Consider the following 20,048-nt stretch of genomic DNA (forward strand, 5'->3'; position numbering starts at 1 on the left):
ACCCCGCGCCCGCACGCTGGTCACCCAGCTGGGGCGGGTCGGGACGACGGCGCGCGGACTCGTCTTCGCACTCGCGGGCGGGCTCGTCGTCGCTGCCGCCTGGACCTACGACGCCAACAAGGCGGGCGGGCTCGACGGCGCACTCAAGACCCTGCGGGACCAGCCCTTCGGGCCCGTCCTGCTCACCCTGGCCGGCCTCGGCCTCGTGGCGTTCGGCCTGTACGGCCTCGTCGAGGCCCGCTACCGCCGCGTCTGACCTCCGACCATCCGACGAAGGACACCCATGCCCTCCTCGCGTTCCGCGTCCGCCGTCCCGTCGCACCGGGGCCCCTCCGCCGCCTCCGATGGCCCACGCGACCGCAGCAGCGGCAAGGCCGTCGCGCTACGCCTCGCCGGTGGCGCTGTGGGCATCTGGGCCGTCATCGCCCTGATCGGCCTGCTCATCACCCACGTCATCAGCCCTGACGGCCCGCCGTCGTGGGACGCACGCACCATCGACTGGCTCGTGGCGCATCGCACGCCGACGATGAACACCGCGACCCACATCGGAAGCAGCATCTCCGACACCTACACCGCTATCGCCGTGACGGTGGTGGTCGTGCTGCTGCTGCGGTGGCGCCTGGGGCGCTGGTTCGAGTCGTGGATCGTCGTCGCGGCGATCGCGGGAGAGCTGCTCGTGTTCGTGGCGATCACGGCGACGGTCCACCGGGCTCGCCCCGCCGTCGAGCGCCTGGACCCCGCTCCGCCGACGTCCAGCTTCCCGTCCGGGCACACCGCGGCCGCGATCGCGCTCTACGGCTGCGTGGCCATCCTGCTGCTCGTCCTGTGGCCGGGAGTCGCGTCACGCCTCGCTGGGTGCGTGCTGTTCGCCGTCCCCTTCGTGGTGGGGTTCTCGCGGCTGTACCGGGGCATGCACTTCCCGAGCGACGTGCTGTTCGGTGCGATCGGTGGGGCGCTGTGGTTGGCCGTGGTCATCACCACGCTGCTTCCCCTGCGACCGAGCCACGGCACGCACGCACGGTCCGTCCGCGCTCCCACTGCAGCCCGGTAGCTCCTCGGCTCGTACCAAGGCCAGCCGTCGCTGCCTCACGGCTCACTCGTCGACGGGCACGCAGACAGCGAGGGCGCGCGCCGACACCGTGAACGTCAGGACGTCAGCCGGGTCACGCAGGTCACCGTCGATCTCGACGGGCACCTGCGCCGGCCAGCGGACGACGATCTCGGCCGCCCGGCGCCGCTGCAGCTGCCAGGGCTGTGGCCGACGGCCGATGACGATGTTCACCCCGAGCCCGATCCACTGGAACCACCGCCGCGGCGTCAGGATCGCGACGTCGAGCATGCCGTCGTCGGGCTCCGCGTCGGGCATGAGGATGATCCCGCCGGTGAGGGTGCCGACGTTGCCGACGACGACCCCGATGCCCGACACCACCTCGCTCCGACCATCGAGCTCGAGGGTGATGCTCATCGGCTCGACGTCGCGCATCGCCCGCGCCCCAGCGAGCGCATAGGCCGCCCAGCCGATACGACTCTTGAGCTCGTCGGACGTCCGTTCGAACAGCTGCGCGTCGAAGCCAGCGCCACCCATCACCACGAAGGGCTCGCCGTCGAGCGCGGGGACGTCGATACGCCGCAGGTGGCCGGCGCCGATGACCTTGGCCGCCGACTCGAGGTCCGTCGGGATGCCGAGGTTGCGGGCCAGCAGGTTGCCGGTGCCCGCCGGGAGCAGGCCGAGCGGCACGTCGCCGCCCGTCAGTGCTGCCGCGCAGGCCCGCACCGTGCCGTCCCCGCCGCACGCGAGCACGAGATCCGCACCGGCCGCCAGCGCATCGGCGCACTGGCCGCGCCCGGGATCCTCAGCCGTGGTCTCGAACCACAGCACGTCGTCGATCCCGGCCGCCTCGAGAGCGCGCCCGATCTCACGGCGCGGGTCAGCACCGGCGGCGAACTTGCTGGGGTTGAGCACCACGGCGGGGCGCACCGGATTCGTTGCCATCGTCAGCTACCAGGCCTTTCGCGCGAGGGGTCGGTGCACCGTACCGTCTCGTGAAGCGCCCGGCGCGGCCAGCGCGGGCCGTGACGCCCTCTCAGTGCCACCATGGTCGGATGCCTGCCACGAGACCCCCCGCCGCCGACTCCACGCCGTCCGCCCCGCCGCGGCGCCTGGACCCGGACCACTTCGCGCACCTCCTGGCCGTGGATCGCGAGGAGACCCTGCGCCGGCTAGGCCAGCTGACGGCCGACTTCGTCGAGCTCGTCGACGCGACCGCGAGCTCGAACGACGACGACGAGCACGACCCCGAAGGCTCGACCCTTGCCTTCGAGCGGTCGCAGATCGACGCCCTCGTCCAGCAGGCGCGGCACCACCTGGACGAGGTCGAGGCCGCGGTGACCCGGATCGCCGACGGAACCTACGGCGTGTGCGAGTCCTGCGGACAACCGGTCCCACCCGAACGCCTCGAGGCCCGCCCGGTCGCCCGGACCTGCATCGGCTGCGCGCGCACCTGACCCACCCTGCGGCGTTCGCGACCTGACTACCAGGGATCTCCGACGTAGCTGCCAGGACACTCCCAGACGGACCTGCCACTCTCCAGACCGACCACGAAGCGCTGTGTCTCGGGTGAAGGGTGACGTGGAGACGACTGTGAATGCCGACTCCACGTCGACGGTCCGCACAGACGGGCCGCCGACGGGATGGGCGACCGCATTCGGAAGGGCGGCCCAGAGGGCGCCCCTCACGCTCTCTCTGCTCGTCACGTTCTGGGTCGTCGGTGCGAGCACCGGAAGCCTGCTGCGTGGCCCTCGGGGCCCCCTCCGGCACACCGTGCTCCTCGAGGGCAGGCCCTCCCTGGGACACCCCCTGACGTGGATGGCCTCGTTCCTGTGGTCGACCAACCTCGTCGGCTACGTCTGGGGCACCATCGCGCTCCTCACGCTCGGGGTCTTCGTCGAGCAGCGCCTCGGCACCGCTCGGTATGCGCTCGCCCTGGTCGCGACGCACGTGCTCGCCGGCGCGACGCTGGCCGCAAGCTCGCTGGTCCTCGGCTGGCTCGAGCCGTCGTGGACGCACGCGTTCCTCGCGATCCACTACGGCGGGCCGACCGTCGGCGTCATCGGGTCGACCCTTGCGGCGAGCGCGGCGCTCCCGGTGCTCTGGCGGCGCCGGCTGCGCGCGGGGGCGCTGACACTGTTCGTCACGATGGCGCTGTTCGACGGTGGCGGTGCTGCGGTCCTGCTGGTTGCCGCCTCGGTCGCCGGACTGCTCCTCGGGCGTCGGCTTGTCCGGGTGGCCGCCCGGCCCAGCCCGGTGAGCTCGGTGCACGAGGCGCGTGTCCTGACGTCGGTGATCGTCGCGGCCACGGCTGTCGGCCCGCTGCTGGCCACCGTCACCCCGCACCCCACCGGGCCCTTCGCGGTGCTCGGCTACCTGGTCGCCGACGTCCACGGCTCAGCTCCCCGCGCCGTGCGAGAGCTGTGCACCGAGGGTCCGACCTCCGCCGCCTGCGCGATCGGCCGCCTCAACCTGCACCCCGGCATCGGCGTGACCCTCATGGCCTGCCTGCCGACCCTGCTGCTGCTGCTCGCTGCTGCGGGGCTGCGGCGCGGGAACCGCGGCGCGTGGGTCGCCGCACTGGCACTCGAAGGCGTCCTCGCCGCAGTCGCAGTGGCGGACTACTTCCTGACGATTGCTGATGCGGGCAGCGCGGTCGCCACGCTGTCGTTGACCGACCAGCAGCCCGCACTGCTGCTCACCCATCTCGTGCTGCCCTGCGTCGTCCCGCTGACGGCGGTGGTCGGCGTCCTCTTGTTTGGCCGCGACCTGTTCACTGTGGGCTCCCCCGTCGGGCATTACCGCCGACTGGGACTCCGCGTGGCCGCGCTGCTGACGGTGTCGGCCGCTGTGTACGTGGCGGTCGGCCTCGGGGTCGGCGGGCAGTGGGCGACGGGACCGACGGCGTGGTCGCTCCTGACTGACTTCCCCCTGCGGCTCGCACCCGCTGGCGTGGCGCTCGGCGCCCTGCCTGAGCGCCTCCCGACGGGTCCGGTGGCGCACGTCCTCTTCGACTGGATCGGCGTTGTCTTCTGGGCCGGCGTCTGCGTGCTCGTCTCGCGCGGTCGGCCCGCCGGACCCGCCCAGACCGGCAGCCAGAACTCCGCGGCCCAGGCGATCCTCGTCGAGCACGGCGGGCCGACGCTCGCGTGGATGGGGCTGTGGCGCGACAACCAGTACTGGTTCAGCTCGACCGGCACCACCTACATCGCGTACCGCGTGATCCAGGGTGTGGCGCTGACGATCAGCGACCCCGTCGGTCCGGCGGCCGAGCGTGCGGCGGCCGTCATGGAGTTCGCCCGCTACTGCGAGTCGACGGGGATCGCGCCCTGCTTCTACTCGGCGACGGCGGACCTCGAGGAGATCTGCGGCTCAGCCGGCTGGGGCAGCGTGCAGATCGCTCAGGAGACCGTCCTTCCGCTCGGGTCGGTCGCGTTCACCGGGAAGAGGTTCCAGGACGTCCGCACGGCGCTCAACCGGGCTCGCCGCGAGGGCATGCGGACCGAGTGGATCGACTACCGGAACGCGCCGATCAGCATCGTCCTGCAGATCCAGGCGATCTCGGAAGAGTGGGTCGCCCAGCAGCAGCTGCCGGAGATGGGCTTCACCCTGGGCGGCGTCGACCAGCTCAACGACCCGCACGTGCGGTGCTCGGTGGTCGTCGACGCGGCGGGGTCGGTCCACGCGGTCGCCTCGTGGCTCCCGATCTACGCGGCCGGCGCCGTGACGGGATGGACCATCGACTTCATGCGCCGGCGGACCGACGGGTTCCGGCACGGGACCGAGCTCCTCATCGCACAGGCAGCCCTGGACTTCCGGGCGGAGGGGTACTCCGTCCTGAGCCTGTCCGGGGCGCCGCTGGCTCGCATCGAGGGGACCTCTGGCCCCGGCGGCGCCGACGCAGCCGCGGCCGCGGCCCGATCCGATCCGCTCGACCGGCTGCTCGACCTCGTCGGCACCAGGCTCGAGCCGGTGTACGGCTTCCGGTCGCTCATGCGCTTCAAGGCGAAGTTCCAGCCCGAGCTCCGACCGTTGTACCTGATCTACGCGGACGCGGCGGCGCTCCCCGCGATCGGTCGGGCGGTCGCGCGTGCGTATGTCCCCGACGCATCCCTCGGGATGCTTCTGCGGCTCTTCAACCGCTTGATGCTGAGCTCCGCGCACGACGCGAAGGTCTGTCCCCCGGTGCTGCCGGCCGAGGCGTCCTCGATGCCCCGCGACGCGTTCGCCCTGGACGACCCCGACGCGGCGGACGCCCGAGTACCCGATCCCACCGACCACACAACGGTCCGAACACCGACCGCGACCCGCTCATGAGGAGTCTCGTGCACGCCCTGCTTCGCTTCCCGGTACTCACACCGGTCGTCCTCGGCACCGCATTCACCCTCGCTGCGATGACCGTGATCCTGCTGGCCGCTCGCCGGACGACCCGGTGGCCGGCGCTCGCCGCCGCCGGCGTGGTGGGTGGGGCCATGATCGGCGTGCTTGCGCTGTGGCTCGTGGAGGGCGTCGCGGACGTGTTCGGCACTGCGCTCGGCTGGTCGACGCGCGCCTGGGTCGTCGGGTGCTGTGCTGCGCTCGGCCTTGCTGCGATGAACTGGCGCCGCTCGACCGTGCGACGGAAGGTCGGGGCGGTGCTCGGATCTCTCGTCCTGGTGGCAGCCTCGGTGCTCGGCGTGAACGCGCTGTACGGCCTCAACCCGACAGTGGGCTCCCTGGTCGGTGTGGCGACCGTCGGTCAGCTGGCACTGCCCGCTCCCGTCGCCTCGTCCGGCACAGGCACAGGCACCGCCACTGCGACCGCCGCCGCCGGTCCGCTGTGGCAGACCTGGACCGCGCCGGCCGGCATGCCGGACGTCGGAACCACCGGTATCCAGTCGATCCCCAGCACGGTCTCGGGCTTCACCGCCCGGGCGGCCGGCATCTACCTCCCACCGGCCGCGTTGACCGCGCACCCGCCGACGTTGCCCCTCGTCGTCCTGCTCATGGGCCAGCCGGGGAACCCCGATCCTCAGTACGTCGCCGCGGTCCTCGACCGCTATGCCGCCGCGCACCAGGGCCTTGCGCCGATCGTCGTCGTCGCCGACCAGCTGGGAGACCCGACGAAGGACACGCTCTGTCTCGACACGGCGCAGTTCGGCAAGGTCGACAGCTACGTCAACAAGGACGTCCTGCCCTGGGCGCGGACACACCTCAACGTCATGACGGACAGGGCACACACGACGATCGCCGGGTACTCCAACGGTGGGCAGTGCGCCATCTCGTTCGCTGCCAAGTACCCCGACCTGTGGGGCAACGTCCTCGACATCTCCGGAGAGGAGTACCCCGGGGCCGACCACTCCGCGGGGGTGCTCAAGGACATCTTCCAGGGCAACCAGAAGGCGTACGACGCGCAGAAGCCCTCGGTCATCCTCGCGCAGCACACGTATCCGGACACCGTCGGCATCTTCACGGTGTCGACCAACGACCCGGCGTACATGCCGGGCGCCAAGCGCGTGGCGGCTGCCGCCAAGGCCGCAGGGATCCAGGTCACGTACTTCGAGGTCCCGAACGGCGGCCACGTGATCGGCGCGCTCAACGGTGGCCTCGAGGAGGGGTTCGCCGTGCTCTACCCGCGGCTCGGGCTGAGCCAGCCGTAGCGCAGCGCGACGGTGTCCGGCATCAGCGTGCGATGGCGGGACCCGCCAGCACGAGCACGACGACGCACACGACGGCCACCGCCATCGCCGCGGTGAACGGCAGCCGGCTGCGCGGGTCCGTGCGCGAGGCGACGGCGCCGACGCCCGCCAGCGCCACGGCCGCTCCTCCGCCGGCCCAGGCGGCGGGAGCAGGCTGCCCAGCGGGAGCCAGGACCACGAGGCCCACGGCCGCCACGAGCGCACCGAGGGCCACGAGGGTCGTCCGTTCGCGGCCGAGCCGGTGCGGCAACCCGCTGACGCCGGTCGCCGCGTCGTCCTCGAGGTCGGGCAGCACGTTGGCGGCGTGCGCTCCGAAGCCGAGCAGCGAGGCGCCCGCCGTCGCCCACCAGGCCGCGACGGGGCGCCCGGGCTGTGCGAGCGTGACGAACTGCACCAGCAGCCCGAACGACACCGCGTAGGGCAGCCAGGACAGCACCGTGCGCTTGAGCACCAGGTTGTAGGCCCACGCGCTCGCGACCGCCACGAGGTGCACGGTGCCGGGCAGCCATCCCGTCGCGAGCGACAACGGCACGCACGCGGCGACCGCCGCGAGGGCCGCCGTGCGCAGAGCCCGCGCATCGAGCAGCCCGGCGACCACGGGCTTCCCCGGGCGGGCGACCGCAAGGTCACGCGACGCGTCGAGCCAGTCGTTCGACCAGCCGACCGAGAGCTGGCCGGTGAGGACTGCGGCGGCGATGAGCAGCGTCGTTGCGGGAACGGCGCCGATCCCCGCGGCGAGAGCAGCCGCCAGCCCGGTGACGACGACGACGGGACCCGGATGGCACGCCAGGACGAGACCGCGCAGGACCCGCGACGACCACGACATCGCCTGCTCCCCTCGTCGGCCCGGGCGCCTGAGGTTAGCAATTCCTGTGCTGAACGCCTGCGGCATGACACGATGCCGAAATGTCGCACCTGGTCACCGTCGCACCGGTCGTTGCCGAGCACCGCTACAGCCAGTCGGAGATCACCGCGACGATCGGTCCGCTCCTCACGTCGAGCCCCGACCGCCGCGCCGTCCTCGACCGCTTCCATGCGGCGAGCGGCGTCGACACCCGCCACCTGGCGCTGCCGCTGGAGAAGTACGCAGGTCTGACGTCGTTCGACCAGGCCAACGACCTGTTCGTGGCCATCGGCTCCGAGCTCGCGGAGAGGGCGGTCAGCGCGGCGCTCGCGGACGCCGGCCTGACTCCCACCGACGTCGACTTCCTGCTCTTCACCTCGGTGACGGGCGTGTCCGCGCCGTCGATCGACGCCCTGCTCGTGGGACGGCTGGGCCTACGGCCCGACGTGAAGCGGCTGCCGTCCTTCGGTCTGGGCTGCGTCGCGGGCGCGGCGGGGATCGCCCGGGTCCACGACTACCTCGTCGGCCATCCGCACGACGTGGCGGTGCTGCTGTCGGTCGAGCTGTGCTCGCTGACGGCCCAGCACGGTGACGACTCGACGGCGAACCTCGTCTCGAGCGGGATCTTCGGGGACGGAGCCGCCGCCGTGGTCATGGTCGGCGACGAGCGCGCGGCGTCGATGGCCACGCCCGGGCTCGAGGTCGTCGGGGCGCGCAGCGTCCTCTACCCGGACTCGACCGGGGCGCTCGGGTGGGACATCGGCGGCAGCGGCTTCCGGATCGTCCTCGGTGCGGGCCTCGCCGACGTCGTGGAGCAGCACATCGGCGCGGACGTCCAGGCGCTCCTCGCGGCGCACGGGGCTGCGCCGGCCGAGGTCACGACGTGGATCGCCCACGCCGGTGGGCCGCGGATCCTCGAGGCCGCCGAGCATGCCCTATCCCTGCCGCCGGCCGCGTTCGCCCGCAGCCGGGCATCGCTCGCGCGTGTCGGCAACCTGTCCTCCGCGTCCGTGCTGCACATCCTGTCCGACGTGCTGGCGGACGGAGACCCCGCGCCGGGCGGTCTTGCGGTGCTGTTCGCGTTCGGACCGGGAGTCAGCGCCGAGGTCGTGCTGCTCCGTCGGCCGGTCACCGGGGGCCGACCATGACGGTCGCCGTCTACCTCGTCCTGCTGGGCGCGGTCGCCGTCGAGCGCCTCGCGGAGCTCGTGGTGTCGGCCCGCAACGCGCGCTGGTCGTTCGCGCGCGGCGGCGTCGAGCACGGTCGGGGCCATTTCCCGGCGATGGTCACCCTGCACACGGCCCTGTTGGTCGGGTGCGCCGCGGAGACCGTGCTGGGCGGCCGCCCGTTCCTGCCTGCCCTCGGCTGGCCGGCCCTCGCGGCCGCGCTGGCCAGCCAGGTGCTGCGGTGGTGGTGCATCGCCGTGCTCGGGACCCGCTGGAACACGCGCGTGATCATCGTTCCGGGTCTGCCGCTCGTCGGCTCGGGCCCGTACCGGTGGCTCCGTCACCCCAACTACGTCGCCGTCGTCGTCGAGGGTCTCGCCCTCCCCCTGGTCCACGGCGCGTGGGTGACCGCGCTGCTCTTCACCGCGCTGAATGCGGTGCTCCTCGGGCGCTTCCGCATCCCCGCTGAGGAGCGCGCGCTGGGACTGTCGCCGCTCGGTGCCGCACCCTCGGCGGCGACCCGCAGCGAGCGCGCATGAGCGCCCACCTCGACGCGGACGTGCTCGTCATCGGCGGCGGGCCGGTCGGGCTCGCCGCGGCGATCGAGGCGCGGCTCGTCGGCCTGAGCGTCATCGTCGTGGAGCCGCGGACGGCACCGATCGACAAGGCCTGCGGCGAAGGGCTCATGCCAGGGGCGCTCGCGGCGCTCCAACGCCTGGGCGTCGACCCTCCGGGGCACCGCATCGTCGGGATCAGCTACCGCAACCGGCACCGGCACGCCGAGCACGAGTTCGACTCGGGGTTCGGCCGGGGTGTGCGGCGCACCGCGCTCCACACCGCGATGCTTGACCGCAGCCTCGAGCTCGGGGTCGAGCATGTGACGGGTCGTCTCGGCGCCGTGACGGACGGTCCGGGCATGGTCGAGGCCGCCGGGGTTCGCGCGCGCTGGCTCCTGGCGTGCGACGGGCTGCACTCGACCGTCCGCCGCCGCACCGGGCTGCAGGTGCCCGCAGAGCGCCCCGGACGCCTGCAGGTGCCGTCCCGCTACGGGTTGCGCCGCCACTTCGCCGTCCGGCCGTGGAGCGACTTCGTCGAGGTCTACTGGGGTCGGCGTGCCGAGGCGTACGTCACACCGGTGGCCGAGGACCTGGTCGGGATCGCGCTGCTCGGGCCGAGGTCGGTGGACTACGACGCCGCGCTGACGGAGTTCCCCGAGCTCGTCGAGCACCTCGCCGGCGCCCGGGCCGCAGGGCCGGTGCGCGGTGCCGGCCCGTTGCGGCAACGCAGCGTGCGGCGCACGATCGGCAACGTGCGCCTGGTCGGCGACGCGTCCGGCTATGTCGACGCCCTGACAGGTGAGGGCCTCCGGGTCGGGTTCGCCCAGGCGGCCGCAGCGATCGAGTACCTCGACGACCCGGCCGGCTACGAGCGCGCCTGGGCGCACGTCACCCGGGACTACTGGCTCCTGACGACCGGTCTGCTGGCCTGGGCCTCGTCGCCGGCCCGCAGCGCGATCGTGCCGGTGGCCCACCGCGCACCCGCCGTGTTCGGCCGGGTCGTGAACGCGATCGCGGGCTGACGTCGCGCAGGTCCGCGACGCCGGGTCGCGTCCTCACGGATCGAACCGAACAGCGGGATGCCGCGGGTCGTCGACGCGGACCACGACGTCGGCGACGACCTCAGGTGCCGCCTCCTCTGCGTACCGCGTGAACGCGGGGAGCGTCCACCGCGCGTCGGGCGGCGTCTTGCGAGCGAGCGTCTCGGGGCGCACCGACAGGTGGACCACCAGGTCGAGCGCGAGTCCTCGTCCGAGCAGCAGGCTTCCGTCGAGCACGAGGATCGCGCCCGGCGCCGCCTGCTCGTGCGGTGCGCGGGTCGCGCGCTCGAGCGCCGCATCCCAGAAGGACGGCACGTACCGCCCGGTGCCGTCCGGGCCGAGGGGATCAAGCAGCTCGCGCGACATCGCGCCGAGGTCGAGTCGATCGGAGTAGAACGCGTCGACATCTCGACGACCGTGCTCCCAGCGCAGCGACGCGGGTCGGAGGAAGTCGTCTGCGTGCGCCCGGACGACGGGTCGGCCGTGCGCACGCAGCGGAGCCACGAGCGCATCGGCGAGGTCCCGCGGTCGGGTCACGGGCGGACCGTCGACCGCGAGCCGCCACCGCCGATCGGCGGCGCGCTGCAGCACGAGTGCGACGACGTGCTCGACGAGAGCGTCCGTGGACATCGGCTGGAAGCGCACCCCGCCAGTCTGGTCGATCAGGTCATGAGAGATACCCCATGGGGTACGCGGGACCTTGGTCACATGATCCGTCGCCACCGCTCCGTACCGTGATGAGAGGCAAGGGGACACACCCCGCACGAAGGAGTGAGCCGTGAAGAAGCAACTGCTGGTGCTCGGCGCCGGCACGGCCGGGACGATGATCGTCAACAAGCTGCGACGCCGACTCGACGTCGGCACGTGGGACATCACGGTCGTCGACCGCGACGACGTCCATCCGTACCAACCCGGCTACCTCTTCCTCCCGTTCGGGACCTACTCCCCCAAGCAGGTCACGCGTTCACGGCACAAGTTCCTGTCGGACCACGTGGACTTCGTGATCGGCGAGGTCGACGTGATCGACCCCGGGAGCAGCACCGTCACGCTCACCGGCGGACGGGAGATCCGCTACGACTACCTGGTCATCGCGTCCGGAACGTCGCCGCGACCTGACCAGACACCCGGGATGCTCGGCTCCGAGTGGCGCCGCAGCATCTTCGACTTCTTCACGCTCGACGGCTCGCTCGCGCTGGCCGAGGCGCTGCGGCACTTCGACCACGGCCGGCTCGTCGTCCACATCGCCGACATGCCCATCAAGTGCCCGGTCGCGCCGCTCGAGTTCACGTTCCTTGCCGACGCCTGGCTGCGCAAGCAGGGCCTGCGCGACCGCGTCGAGCTCGTCTACGTCACGCCGTTGCCGGGCGCGTTCACCAAGCCGATCGCATCCGAGCGCCTCGGCTCGATGCTCGACGACCGCAAGATCGTCGTCGAGGCCGACTTCCTCGTCGAGCACATCGACCCCGAGGCCAAGACCCTCGTGTCCTACGACGAGCGCGAGATCCCGTTCGACCTGCTCGTCACGATCCCGATCAACATGGGTGCCGACTTCGTAGCGAGGTCGGGGCTCGGCGACGAGCTCAACTACGTCGCGGTCGACAAGCACACCCTGCTGTCGAAGGTCTGGCCGAACATCTTCGCGGTCGGCGACGCGAGCGACATCCCGGCCTCGAAGGCCGGGTCGGTCGCCCATTTCGCGGTCGACATCTTCGTCGACAACTTCCTCGAGCACATCGCCGGGAAGCCGATGACCAGAGCGTTCGACGGTCACGCCAACTGCTTCATCGAGTCCGGGGACGGCAAGGGCCTGCTCATCGACTTCAACTACGACACCGAGCCGCTGCCCGGCTCGTACCCCGTGCCGTACATCGGCCCGATGAAGCTGCTCAAGGAGACCCGCGCCAACCACCTCGGCAAGCTGGCGTTCCGCTGGATCTACTGGAACATCCTGCTGCCGGGCCGCCGGATGCCCGTGCCCACCCTCATGTCGATGGCCGGCAAGACCGTGCCGACCACGACGTCGTCCACCGACTAGAAGGAGATCACCATGCCCGTCACCACGCTCGCCGGTCACCAGATCCACGTCGACGCCGAGGGCTTCCTCACCGACCCCGCCGAGTGGGACGAGGAGCTCGCTCGCGTGCTCGCCGAGCAGATCGGCCTGACCCTCACCGACGACCACTGGGCGGCGATCCGGTTCCTGCGCGCCGACTTCGCCACTCAGGGCGAGACCGCGACCCTGCGGCGCATCGCGACCGTCGGCGGCATCCCGGTCAAGCAGCTCTTCGCGCTGTTCCCGCAGAAGCCCGCGAAGAAGATCGCGTACGTCGCCGGCTTGCCCAAGCCGCACGGCTGCGTCTGACCGTCCCGACGAGACCTGAGGAACCCACCATGAGCACGACCCCCGACACGACCCCCGCCGTCATCCCCAACTTCGACGTGGACGCCGGAGCCGGTCGCAAGATCGCCTTCATTTGCTCCAAGGGAAACCTGGACATGGCCTACCCCGGGCTGATCCTTGCCAACGCCGCGCTCGGCGAAGGCGTCGAGGTCCACATGTTCTTCACGTTCTGGGGCTTCGACATGATCAACAAGAAGACCATGGGCGACCTGAAGTTCACCATGCTGGGCAACACCGCGACCCACATGCCCCAGGGCCTGGGCGGCCTTCCCGGCATGACCGGCATGGCGACGTCGAAGTTCAAGAAGTCGATCGCCGACCTCGACGTCCCCGAGGTGCCCGAGTTCCTCGAGCAGATCGTCGCCTCCGGCGGCCACCTGTGGGCCTGCCGGATGTCCGCGGACATGAACAACCTGACCGAGGCGGACCTCTACGACGAGGTCGAGGGGATCATCAGCGCGAGCGACTTCATCGAGATGACCGAGGGTGCTCAGCTGCTCTTCATCTGAACCACGGCCGGTGCGGGGAGCTGCCTGGCTCCCCGCACCGGCCGGCACCATCGAGTCGGCCGCATTCGGCGCCTCCAGCCACAATCGCCGACAGCAGCCGAGATCTCTTCCAGAAAGCCGGCGCTGGGCGAACCGGGGAATGGTAAGACTCCTGGTGTGCCGAATGTCCTCGCTGGCCCCGCGGACTCGCGGTCCGCCGATGCCGCGGCCACGCGCGCACACGAGGGGCTCACGAGGCTCCGATGGTGGCGTGAGCTGGTGTTCCTCGGCCTCGTCTACCTGCTGTACTCGGTGATCCGCAACGCCGCACCGGCCCAGGTCGGGCGCGCCCAGAACAATGCGACGGCGATCCTCGACCTCGAAGGCGTACTCGGCCTCGACGTCGAGCAGGGACTGAACCTTCGGTTCGGCCGCGTCGAATGGCTCGCCGTCCCGGCCAACTACTACTACGCGACGATGCATTTCGCCGTGACGCTGACCCTCCTCGTGTGGCTCTACAGGCGGCGACCGCAGGCCTATCGCGCGGCCCGAGGCGTCCTGCTCGTGATGACCCTGATCGCGCTCGTCGGCTACTGGCTCTACCCGCTCGCGCCGCCGCGGCTCATGGCGGGCGGCGGGTTCGTCGACACCGTGCGCGCCTGGGGAACCTGGGGGGTCGCCGCCTCCGAGCCGGTGACGAGCGCGTCGAACCAGTACGCGGCGATGCCGTCGATGCATGTCGGGTGGTCTCTGTGGTGCGGTGTGATCATCGCCAGGCACGTGCGCCGGCCGGCCGTCCAGGCGCTCGGCATGCTGTACCCCGCCGTCACCCTCCTCGTCGTCGTCGTCACCGGCAACCATTTCGTCCTCGACGCCGCGGGGGCGTTCGTGGCGTTCATCGTCGCGGTCGTGGCAGTGCGCGTCGGCGGCGGGAACGGACCCCTGCCCCAGGCCATCGGTCGCGCGGTCCCGCCACGGTGACAGCACCCGCCTCGCGCAGGCGTCGATCAACCGCACGCTCGCCAAGGCCCTGATCCGCCTGGCCCCGCCATGCCTGGAGCTCGTCGAGATCCAGATCCGGGACCTGCCGCTCTACAGCATGACGACGACGCTGCGTACCCGCCGGAAGGGCTCGCGCTCAAGGAGGCGATCGCCGCGGTCGATGCCGTGCGGCGTCGCGCCACCCCGAGTCTGACCCGCGGCACGGTACGGCGATCAGAGTCGGGTGACCTAACTGTTACCGAGACGTAACCTGGGGGGATACCTTGGGTTAACACAGCGGTGGGAAACTCTCGGTGCGGTATCCGAGACGCGCCTGCGTTGTCAGCAGCGCGCCGGGACAGCCCCGACGAACCCCAGATCCACCTCCGAGAGGACCACCGTGAAGACGAGCATCAACCGCCGTGTCGCAGCGGTCGCGGCAGCAGCCGTGACCCTCCTTGCGTTGACCGCGTGCGGCGCGGGTCGCACCGACGGCGGCGCGACGAGCACCGCGGGTGCGGCGGCTGGGGCAGGGATCCTCGTCGGGACGACGGACAAGGTGACGGCGATCGACCCGGCCGGCTCGTACGACAACGGTTCGTTCAACATCGAGGTCCAGGTCTACCCGTTCCTCATGAGCTTCAAGCCGGGCGGTGCCGAGCTGGCGCCTGACGCGGCCAAGAGCTGCGAGTTCACGTCCGACACGGTCTACACCTGCATCCTGCGGGACGGTCTGAAGTTCGCGAACGGGAACCCGATCAACGCCTCGACGGTGAAGTACAGCTTCGACCGCCAGATCAAGATCGCCGACGCCAACGGGCCGTCGTCGCTGCTCGGCAACGTCGAGTCGATCGCCGCCCCCGACGACAAGACCGTGGCCTTCACGCTCAAGTCGGCCAACGACCAGACGTTCGCCCAGGTCCTGGCCTCACCCGCCGGCCCGATCGTCGACGAGAAGACCTTCCCTGCCGACGCGCTGCTCGACGACTCCGCCATCGCCACGGCGAAGGCCTTCGCGGGCCCGTACACGATCTCCTCGTACAAGAAGAACGAGCTCGTCGTGCTCGCCAAGAACGCCGACTACTCGGGCATCCAGGGCGCCCCGAAGAACGACAGCGTCACGTTGAAGTACTACGCCGACGCCAACAACCTCAAGCTCGACATCGCCAGCGGCGCGATCGACGTCGCGACCCGCAGCCTCACGGCGACCGACATCGACAGCCTGAAGACCACCAAGGGCGTCAGCGTCGTGACCGGTCCCGGCGGTGAGATCCGTTACGTCGTGTTCAACATGAACACGATGCCGGGCGACACCCCCGAGCAGAAGCTCGCGATCCGCAAGGCCTTCGCTTACTCGCTCGACCGCCAGGAGATTGCGACGCAGGTCTACAAGGACACATACACCCCGCTGTACTCCTACGTGCCTGAGGGCCTGCCGGGTGCCGCGACGCCGTTCAAGGACCTCTACGGCACCAAGCCCGACGTCGCCGCGGCCACCAAGGCGCTCGCCGACGCCGGCGTGACGACCCCGGTCACCCTCCAGCTGCAGTACAACCCCGACCACTACGGGCCGAGCTCCGACCAGGAGTACAACGCCGTCAAGCGCCAGCTCGAGGCGACCAAGCTCTTCTCGGTGCAGCTCCAGTCGACCGAGTGGGTCACGTACGCCAAGGAGCGCACCGCCGACGCCTACCCGGCCTACCAGCTCGGCTGGTTCCCGGACTTCTCGGACGCCGACAACTACCTGACGCCGTTCTTCGACAAGGGCAACTTCCTCGGCAACCACTTCGAGAACGACGAGATCTCGACCCTGCTCGCGTCGGAGCGGACGGACAAGGACACGACCAGCCGTCTCGCGACCATCACGAAGATCCAGCAGGTCATGGCCGAGAAGTACCTGTCCACGATCCCGCTGCTCCAGGGCTCGCAGGTCGCCGTCGCTCGCGATGGCGTCAGCGGGGTCAAGGACACGCTCAACGCGTCGTTCCAGTTCCGCTACGCCGTGCTGACGAAGGGCTGACCGACGTCTTCGCTCGCCGCAACCATTCCTCGGCGGCTCATCCCGCGTAGCCCTCTCGTTCGTTACCTGCTGGTCCGACTCGCACTGATCGTCCCTACCGTGCTGATCCTGGTCACGGTCGTGTTCTTCTTCATGCGCGTCATCGGCGACCCGATCACCGCCTCCCAGGGGGGGCGGTTGTCGGCCACCCAGCTGGCGGAACGTCGGGCTGCGGCAGGCTTCGACCGACCGATCCTCACCCAGTACGGCGAGTACCTCGCGGGTCTTCTGCACGGTGACTTCGGCACCGCGCTGACCGACCACCGTGCGATCCGCGAGGTGCTCATCACCAACGGGGCCGCGACGCTCGAGCTGAGCGTGTGGGCGCTCCTCATCGCGTTCCTCGTCGGGGTCCCGCTGGGGCGGCTCGCCGCGCGCTACCGCGACCGGCTCCCGGACGTGAGCATCCGGATGTTCGCGGTGCTCGTGTACGCCGCACCGGTGTTCTTCGTCGGGCTGCTCCTCAAGCTGCTCTTCTCCGCGACGCTCGGCTGGCTACCCGCCTCCGGCCGAGCGTCCGCGGGGGTCGAGGTCGCGCTCACCAACGTGAACCCGAAGACCAACATCATGGTGGTCGACGCCATCCTGTACGGCGACACCGGCTACGTCCTCGACGTGCTGCGCCATGCGATCCTGCCCGCGCTGGCCCTCGGGCTGCTCACCGCCGGGGTGTTCATCCGCCTGATCCGGATCAACCTGATCGAGACGATGCGCACCGACTACGTCACGGCGGCGCGCGCCCGCGGCGTCCCGGAGCGGCTCGTCGTGCGCAAGCACGCGTTCCGCAACGCGCTCGTCCCGGTCGTGACGGTCATGGGCATGCAGATCGCCATGCTGCTCGGAGGGGCGATCCTCACCGAGACCACGTTCGAGTGGCAGGGGCTCGGCTACGTGCTGTCGCGCTACCTGCTCGCCCGCGACTTCGTCGCCGTGCAGGGACTGGTGACGGCCATCGCGGTCGTCGTGGCCCTGGCGAGCTTCCTCATCGACGTCATCAACGCTCTCGTCGACCCGAGAGTGAGGTACTGATGAGCGCCATCGTCACCATCGAGACCGAAGGGCTCGCGGGACCGCCGCCGCGCAAGGGCCTCCCCGGGGTCGCGCTGCTCCGGTCCACGCACGGCCTGCAGCGCGGGATGCTCCTCGGCGGCATCGCCGTGATCACCCTGTTCATCGCCGCAGCAGTGCTCGCTCCGCTCCTGGCGCCCTACGGCTTCAACGCCGACCGGGCCGGCGGTGTGATCTTCGGGACGCAGCAGCCGCCGAGCGCCGCACACCTGTTCGGCACGACCGTCGGCGGCCAGGACGTGCTCTCCCGCGTGCTGTTCGGGGCCCGCACGGCGCTGACCGTCATCGTGCTCGCCGTCGCGATCTCGCTGCTGGTCGGTGTCCCGCTCGGGCTGGTCTCCGGCTACTTCGGCGGCGTGCTCGACCGGGTCCTCGTGCTCGTCACCGACGCGCTCTACGCGTTCCCGTCCCTCCTGCTCGCCATCGTGGTCTCGATCATGATCTCGGGCGGTCGATCGACGCCGTTCGGCGGGATCCTCGCCGCCGCGATCTCGATCACCGTGGTGTACGTCCCGCAGTACTTCCGGGTGGTCCGCAACCTGACCGTCTCCGTGAAGAACGAGCCCTTCGTGGAGTCCGCCCGGATCACCGGGGCTCGCTCGAGCAGGATCATGTTCCGTCACGTGCTGCCCAACGTGTCCCAGACCCTGCCGGTCCTGGCGACGCTCAACGCGTCCGAGGCGATCCTGACGCTCGCCGGTCTCGGCTTCCTCGGCTTCGGCATCGAGCCGTCTGCCGCTGCCGAGTGGGGTTACGACCTCAACAAGGCGCTGGCCGACGCGACCAACGGCATCTGGTGGACGGGCGTCTACCCGGGTCTTGCGATCGTGCTCGTCGTCGCCGGGGTCACCCTCGTCGGCGAGAGCCTCAACGATGTCCTGAACCCGATGCTGCGCACGCGCGGCGGTGGGACGTCGACCGCGGACGAGGACGAGATAGCGAGAGCCGGGGACCTCGACCCGGTCGCGGGCGAGTCCGCCTCCCCCGCCGCCGCCATACCCACGACAGAGGACGACCGATGAGCGTCCCGACGCCTCCGATGCTGAGGCTCGACCGGTTGAGCGTCACGTTCCAGACCGATGCCGACCCCGTCCGCGCGGTCCGCGAGGTGAGCTTCGAGGTCGCACCCGGCGAGATCGTCGCGGTCGTCGGCGAGTCGGGGTCCGGCAAGTCCGTGAGCTCGCGCGCGCTCCTGGGCCTGCTGCCCGGCACCGCGACGGTCCAGGGATCGGCCCAGCTCGACGGGACCGAGCTCACCGGGCTGCGGGGCGAGCCGATGCGGCGGATCCGCGGCGACCGGATCGCCATGATCTTCCAGGAGCCGGCGACGTCGCTCGACCCGGTCCGGACGGTCGGCTGGCAGGTCGTCGAGGCGCTGCGCTCGCACCGACCCCTGTCGCGCCGGGCAGCCCGGGCTCGCGCCGTCGAGCTCCTCGACCTCGTCGGGATCCCCGACCCGGCCCGCCGCGCCCACTCGTACCCGCACCAGCTGTCCGGCGGGCAGAAGCAGCGCGTCATGATCGCCATCGCGATCGCGTGCGAGCCTGAGGTGATCATCGCCGACGAGCCGACCACGGCCCTCGACGTCACGGTGCAGGCGGCGATCCTCGAGCTGCTCCGGGACCTACGGGACCGGCTCGGCACGGCGATCGTCCTGATCACGCACAACATGGGCGTCGTCGCCGACCTGGCCGACCGGGTTGTCGTGATGTATCGGGGACAGGTCGTCGAGCAGGGGACGGCCGCACAGATCTTCGCGGCACCGGCCCACCCGTACACGCAGCGGCTGCTTGCTGCGGTCCCGCACCTGGGACAAGGACGGTCGCACGTCGACGCCCAGGCGCCGGCCCCCCGCGCGGGCACCTCGACGCCCGCGCTGGCGGTCAAGGACCTCGTGGTCGAGTTCCCGGGACGGCTCGGGAGCCCGCGGGTGCGCGCGGTCGACGGCGTTTCCCTGACGATCGAGCCGGGGCGGGTGCTCGGCCTGGTCGGCGAGTCCGGTTCGGGCAAGACGACGGTCGGCCGCGCGGTCGTCGGTCTCGTGCCCGCTGCCGTCGGCAGCATCGAGGTCTTCGGGACCGACCTGCGGACGGCCTCGCCCGCCACGCTGCGCGCGCTGCGCCGGCGGTTCGGCTTCGTGTTCCAGGACCCGGCGGCGTCGCTCAACCCCCGCGCGAGCGTCGGTGCGTGCATCTCCGAACCGTTGTCGGTCCACGCCGTCGGGAACGACGCCTCCCGGCACCGTCGCGTGGCCGAGCTGCTCGAGGCCGTCGAGCTGCCCGCGGCGTATGCGACGCGCTACCCCCACGAGCTGTCCGGCGGTCAGCGCCAGCGGGTCAGCCTCGCCCGGGCTCTCGTGCTCGCGCCGGACCTGCTCATCGCCGACGAGCCGACGAGTGCGCTCGACGTGTCGGTCCAGGCCACCGTGCTCGCGCTCTTCCAGCGACTGCAGGCCGAGATGGGTTTCGCGTGCCTGTTCATCAGCCACGACCTGGCCGTGATCGACCTGGTCGCCGACGACGTCGCGGTGATGAGCGGGGGCAAGCTGGTCGAGATCGGCTCGACCGCCGAGGTGCTGCGTGCGCCTGCGCACCCCTACACCCGCGCTCTCCTCGCGGCAGTTCCGGTGCCCGATCCGGCCGAGCAGCGGGAGCGGCGCCGCGCGGCGGCCAACCTCGCCTGAGCCCTTCGGCTCGGGCGCTCGCCTGGCCCTCCCCG

General features: G+C 71.1%; 19 protein-coding genes. 16 read left to right on the forward strand and 3 right to left on the reverse strand.

Annotated features, from left to right (window positions below; genetic code table 11):
• Both VFW79_RS12810 and VFW79_RS12815 read left to right on the forward strand, forming a co-directional pair.
• A partial coding sequence (locus VFW79_RS12810; RefSeq protein ID WP_329677677.1) for a DUF1206 domain-containing protein occupies positions 1 to 256 on the forward strand: 256 nt, incomplete at its 5' end.
• A gap of 27 nt (positions 257 to 283) precedes the next feature.
• The gene (locus VFW79_RS12815) at positions 284 to 1,051 is read left to right on the forward strand and encodes a phosphatase PAP2 family protein (protein ID WP_329677678.1); all 768 of its coding nucleotides are present in this window, start codon (positions 284 to 286) and stop codon (positions 1,049 to 1,051) included.
• 42 nt (positions 1,052 to 1,093) lie between these two features.
• On the opposite strand, the gene VFW79_RS12820 is transcribed toward VFW79_RS12815, so the two are convergent.
• Positions 1,094 to 1,993 (reverse strand): diacylglycerol/lipid kinase family protein, encoded by a 900-nt coding sequence (locus tag VFW79_RS12820; protein ID WP_329677679.1) that lies wholly within the window; start codon positions 1,991 to 1,993, stop codon positions 1,094 to 1,096.
• 110 nt (positions 1,994 to 2,103) lie between these two features.
• Between VFW79_RS12820 and VFW79_RS12825 the strand changes: the two genes are divergently transcribed.
• The 3 genes from VFW79_RS12825 (at position 2,104) to VFW79_RS12835 (ending at position 6,687) form a co-directional block, all read left to right on the forward strand.
• The gene (locus tag VFW79_RS12825; RefSeq protein ID WP_329677680.1) at positions 2,104 to 2,505 is read left to right on the forward strand and encodes a TraR/DksA family transcriptional regulator; all 402 of its coding nucleotides are present in this window, start codon (positions 2,104 to 2,106) and stop codon (positions 2,503 to 2,505) included.
• Between the two features lie 361 nt (positions 2,506 to 2,866).
• On the forward strand, positions 2,867 to 5,365 hold the full coding sequence (locus tag VFW79_RS12830) for a DUF2156 domain-containing protein (RefSeq protein ID WP_329677681.1): 2,499 nt from the start codon (positions 2,867 to 2,869) through the stop codon (positions 5,363 to 5,365).
• Positions 5,366 to 5,373: 8 nt separating this feature from the next.
• Positions 5,374 to 6,687 (forward strand): alpha/beta hydrolase, encoded by a 1,314-nt coding sequence (locus VFW79_RS12835; protein WP_329677682.1) that lies wholly within the window; start codon positions 5,374 to 5,376, stop codon positions 6,685 to 6,687.
• 22 nt (positions 6,688 to 6,709) lie between these two features.
• On the opposite strand, the gene VFW79_RS12840 is transcribed toward VFW79_RS12835, so the two are convergent.
• Positions 6,710 to 7,552 carry a UbiA family prenyltransferase gene (locus tag VFW79_RS12840; RefSeq protein WP_329677683.1) on the reverse strand — a complete coding sequence of 281 codons (843 nt, stop codon included), beginning with the start codon at positions 7,550 to 7,552 and terminating at the stop codon, positions 6,710 to 6,712.
• 80 nt (positions 7,553 to 7,632) lie between these two features.
• On the opposite strand from VFW79_RS12840, the gene VFW79_RS12845 reads away from it, so the two are divergent.
• From VFW79_RS12845 to VFW79_RS12855, 3 genes are read left to right on the forward strand one after another with little or no spacing between them, the layout of a single operon-like run.
• Positions 7,633 to 8,718, forward strand: coding sequence for a type III polyketide synthase (locus VFW79_RS12845; RefSeq protein WP_329677684.1), 1,086 nt, complete (start codon positions 7,633 to 7,635; stop codon positions 8,716 to 8,718).
• Entirely contained in the window at positions 8,715 to 9,275 is a 561-nt protein-coding gene (locus tag VFW79_RS12850; protein WP_329677685.1) for an isoprenylcysteine carboxyl methyltransferase family protein, read from the forward strand. The genes VFW79_RS12845 and VFW79_RS12850 overlap by 4 nt, the downstream gene beginning before the upstream one ends.
• Complete coding sequence (locus VFW79_RS12855) at positions 9,272 to 10,315, forward strand: NAD(P)/FAD-dependent oxidoreductase (protein WP_329677686.1); 1,044 nt, start codon at positions 9,272 to 9,274, stop codon at positions 10,313 to 10,315. The genes VFW79_RS12850 and VFW79_RS12855 overlap by 4 nt, the downstream gene beginning before the upstream one ends.
• Before the next feature lie 33 nt (positions 10,316 to 10,348).
• Here VFW79_RS12855 and VFW79_RS12860 read toward each other — a convergent pair whose 3' ends face one another.
• Positions 10,349 to 10,978 carry a uridine kinase gene (locus tag VFW79_RS12860; protein WP_329677687.1) on the reverse strand — a complete coding sequence of 210 codons (630 nt, stop codon included), beginning with the start codon at positions 10,976 to 10,978 and terminating at the stop codon, positions 10,349 to 10,351.
• Between the two features lie 133 nt (positions 10,979 to 11,111).
• On the opposite strand from VFW79_RS12860, the gene sqr reads away from it, so the two are divergent.
• From sqr to VFW79_RS12905, 8 genes are all read left to right on the forward strand, one after another.
• Positions 11,112 to 12,368: a type III sulfide quinone reductase, selenoprotein subtype gene (sqr, locus tag VFW79_RS12865; RefSeq protein ID WP_329677688.1), complete on the forward strand. Its 1,257-nt coding sequence runs from the start codon at positions 11,112 to 11,114 to the stop codon at positions 12,366 to 12,368.
• Between the two features lie 12 nt (positions 12,369 to 12,380).
• On the forward strand, positions 12,381 to 12,695 hold the full coding sequence (locus VFW79_RS12870) for a TusE/DsrC/DsvC family sulfur relay protein (protein WP_329677689.1): 315 nt from the start codon (positions 12,381 to 12,383) through the stop codon (positions 12,693 to 12,695).
• Positions 12,696 to 12,724: 29 nt separating this feature from the next.
• The gene (locus VFW79_RS12875) at positions 12,725 to 13,243 is read left to right on the forward strand and encodes a DsrE/DsrF/DrsH-like family protein (RefSeq protein ID WP_329677690.1); all 519 of its coding nucleotides are present in this window, start codon (positions 12,725 to 12,727) and stop codon (positions 13,241 to 13,243) included.
• A gap of 156 nt (positions 13,244 to 13,399) precedes the next feature.
• Positions 13,400 to 14,203: a phosphatase PAP2 family protein gene (locus VFW79_RS12880; protein WP_329677691.1), complete on the forward strand. Its 804-nt coding sequence runs from the start codon at positions 13,400 to 13,402 to the stop codon at positions 14,201 to 14,203.
• 400 nt (positions 14,204 to 14,603) lie between these two features.
• Entirely contained in the window at positions 14,604 to 16,223 is a 1,620-nt protein-coding gene (locus tag VFW79_RS12890; protein WP_329677692.1) for an ABC transporter substrate-binding protein, read from the forward strand.
• A gap of 69 nt (positions 16,224 to 16,292) precedes the next feature.
• A complete protein-coding gene (locus VFW79_RS12895; protein WP_329677723.1) occupies positions 16,293 to 17,291 on the forward strand; it encodes an ABC transporter permease in 999 nt (332 codons plus the stop codon).
• Entirely contained in the window at positions 17,291 to 18,352 is a 1,062-nt protein-coding gene (locus VFW79_RS12900; protein WP_329677693.1) for an ABC transporter permease, read from the forward strand. The genes VFW79_RS12895 and VFW79_RS12900 overlap by 1 nt, the downstream gene beginning before the upstream one ends.
• Positions 18,349 to 20,013, forward strand: a complete 1,665-nt coding sequence (locus tag VFW79_RS12905; protein ID WP_329677694.1) for an ABC transporter ATP-binding protein — start codon at positions 18,349 to 18,351, stop codon at positions 20,011 to 20,013. Before VFW79_RS12900 ends, VFW79_RS12905 begins: the two co-directional genes overlap by 4 nt.
• Positions 20,014 to 20,048 lie beyond the last annotated feature (35 nt).

This window comes from Cellulomonas sp. (assembly GCF_036279715.1).
In the GTDB taxonomy this organism is placed as follows: domain Bacteria; phylum Actinomycetota; class Actinomycetes; order Actinomycetales; family Cellulomonadaceae; genus Cellulomonas_A.

Coding starts and splice junctions, on each gene's coding strand:
- VFW79_RS12905 (WP_329677694.1), top strand. CDS start 18,349: ATGAGCGTCCCGACGCCTCCGATGCTGAGGCTCGACCGGTTGAGCGTC.
- VFW79_RS12900 (WP_329677693.1), top strand. CDS start 17,291: ATGAGCGCCATCGTCACCATCGAGACCGAAGGGCTCGCGGGACCGCCG.
- VFW79_RS12855 (WP_329677686.1), top strand. CDS start 9,272: ATGAGCGCCCACCTCGACGCGGACGTGCTCGTCATCGGCGGCGGGCCG.
- VFW79_RS12875 (WP_329677690.1), top strand. CDS start 12,725: ATGAGCACGACCCCCGACACGACCCCCGCCGTCATCCCCAACTTCGAC.
- VFW79_RS12840 (WP_329677683.1), bottom strand. CDS start 7,552: ATGTCGTGGTCGTCGCGGGTCCTGCGCGGTCTCGTCCTGGCGTGCCAT.
- VFW79_RS12825 (WP_329677680.1), top strand. CDS start 2,104: ATGCCTGCCACGAGACCCCCCGCCGCCGACTCCACGCCGTCCGCCCCG.
- VFW79_RS12830 (WP_329677681.1), top strand. CDS start 2,867: ATGGCCTCGTTCCTGTGGTCGACCAACCTCGTCGGCTACGTCTGGGGC.
- VFW79_RS12870 (WP_329677689.1), top strand. CDS start 12,381: ATGCCCGTCACCACGCTCGCCGGTCACCAGATCCACGTCGACGCCGAG.
- VFW79_RS12820 (WP_329677679.1), bottom strand. CDS start 1,993: ATGGCAACGAATCCGGTGCGCCCCGCCGTGGTGCTCAACCCCAGCAAG.
- VFW79_RS12815 (WP_329677678.1), top strand. CDS start 284: ATGCCCTCCTCGCGTTCCGCGTCCGCCGTCCCGTCGCACCGGGGCCCC.
- VFW79_RS12845 (WP_329677684.1), top strand. CDS start 7,633: ATGTCGCACCTGGTCACCGTCGCACCGGTCGTTGCCGAGCACCGCTAC.
- VFW79_RS12850 (WP_329677685.1), top strand. CDS start 8,715: ATGACGGTCGCCGTCTACCTCGTCCTGCTGGGCGCGGTCGCCGTCGAG.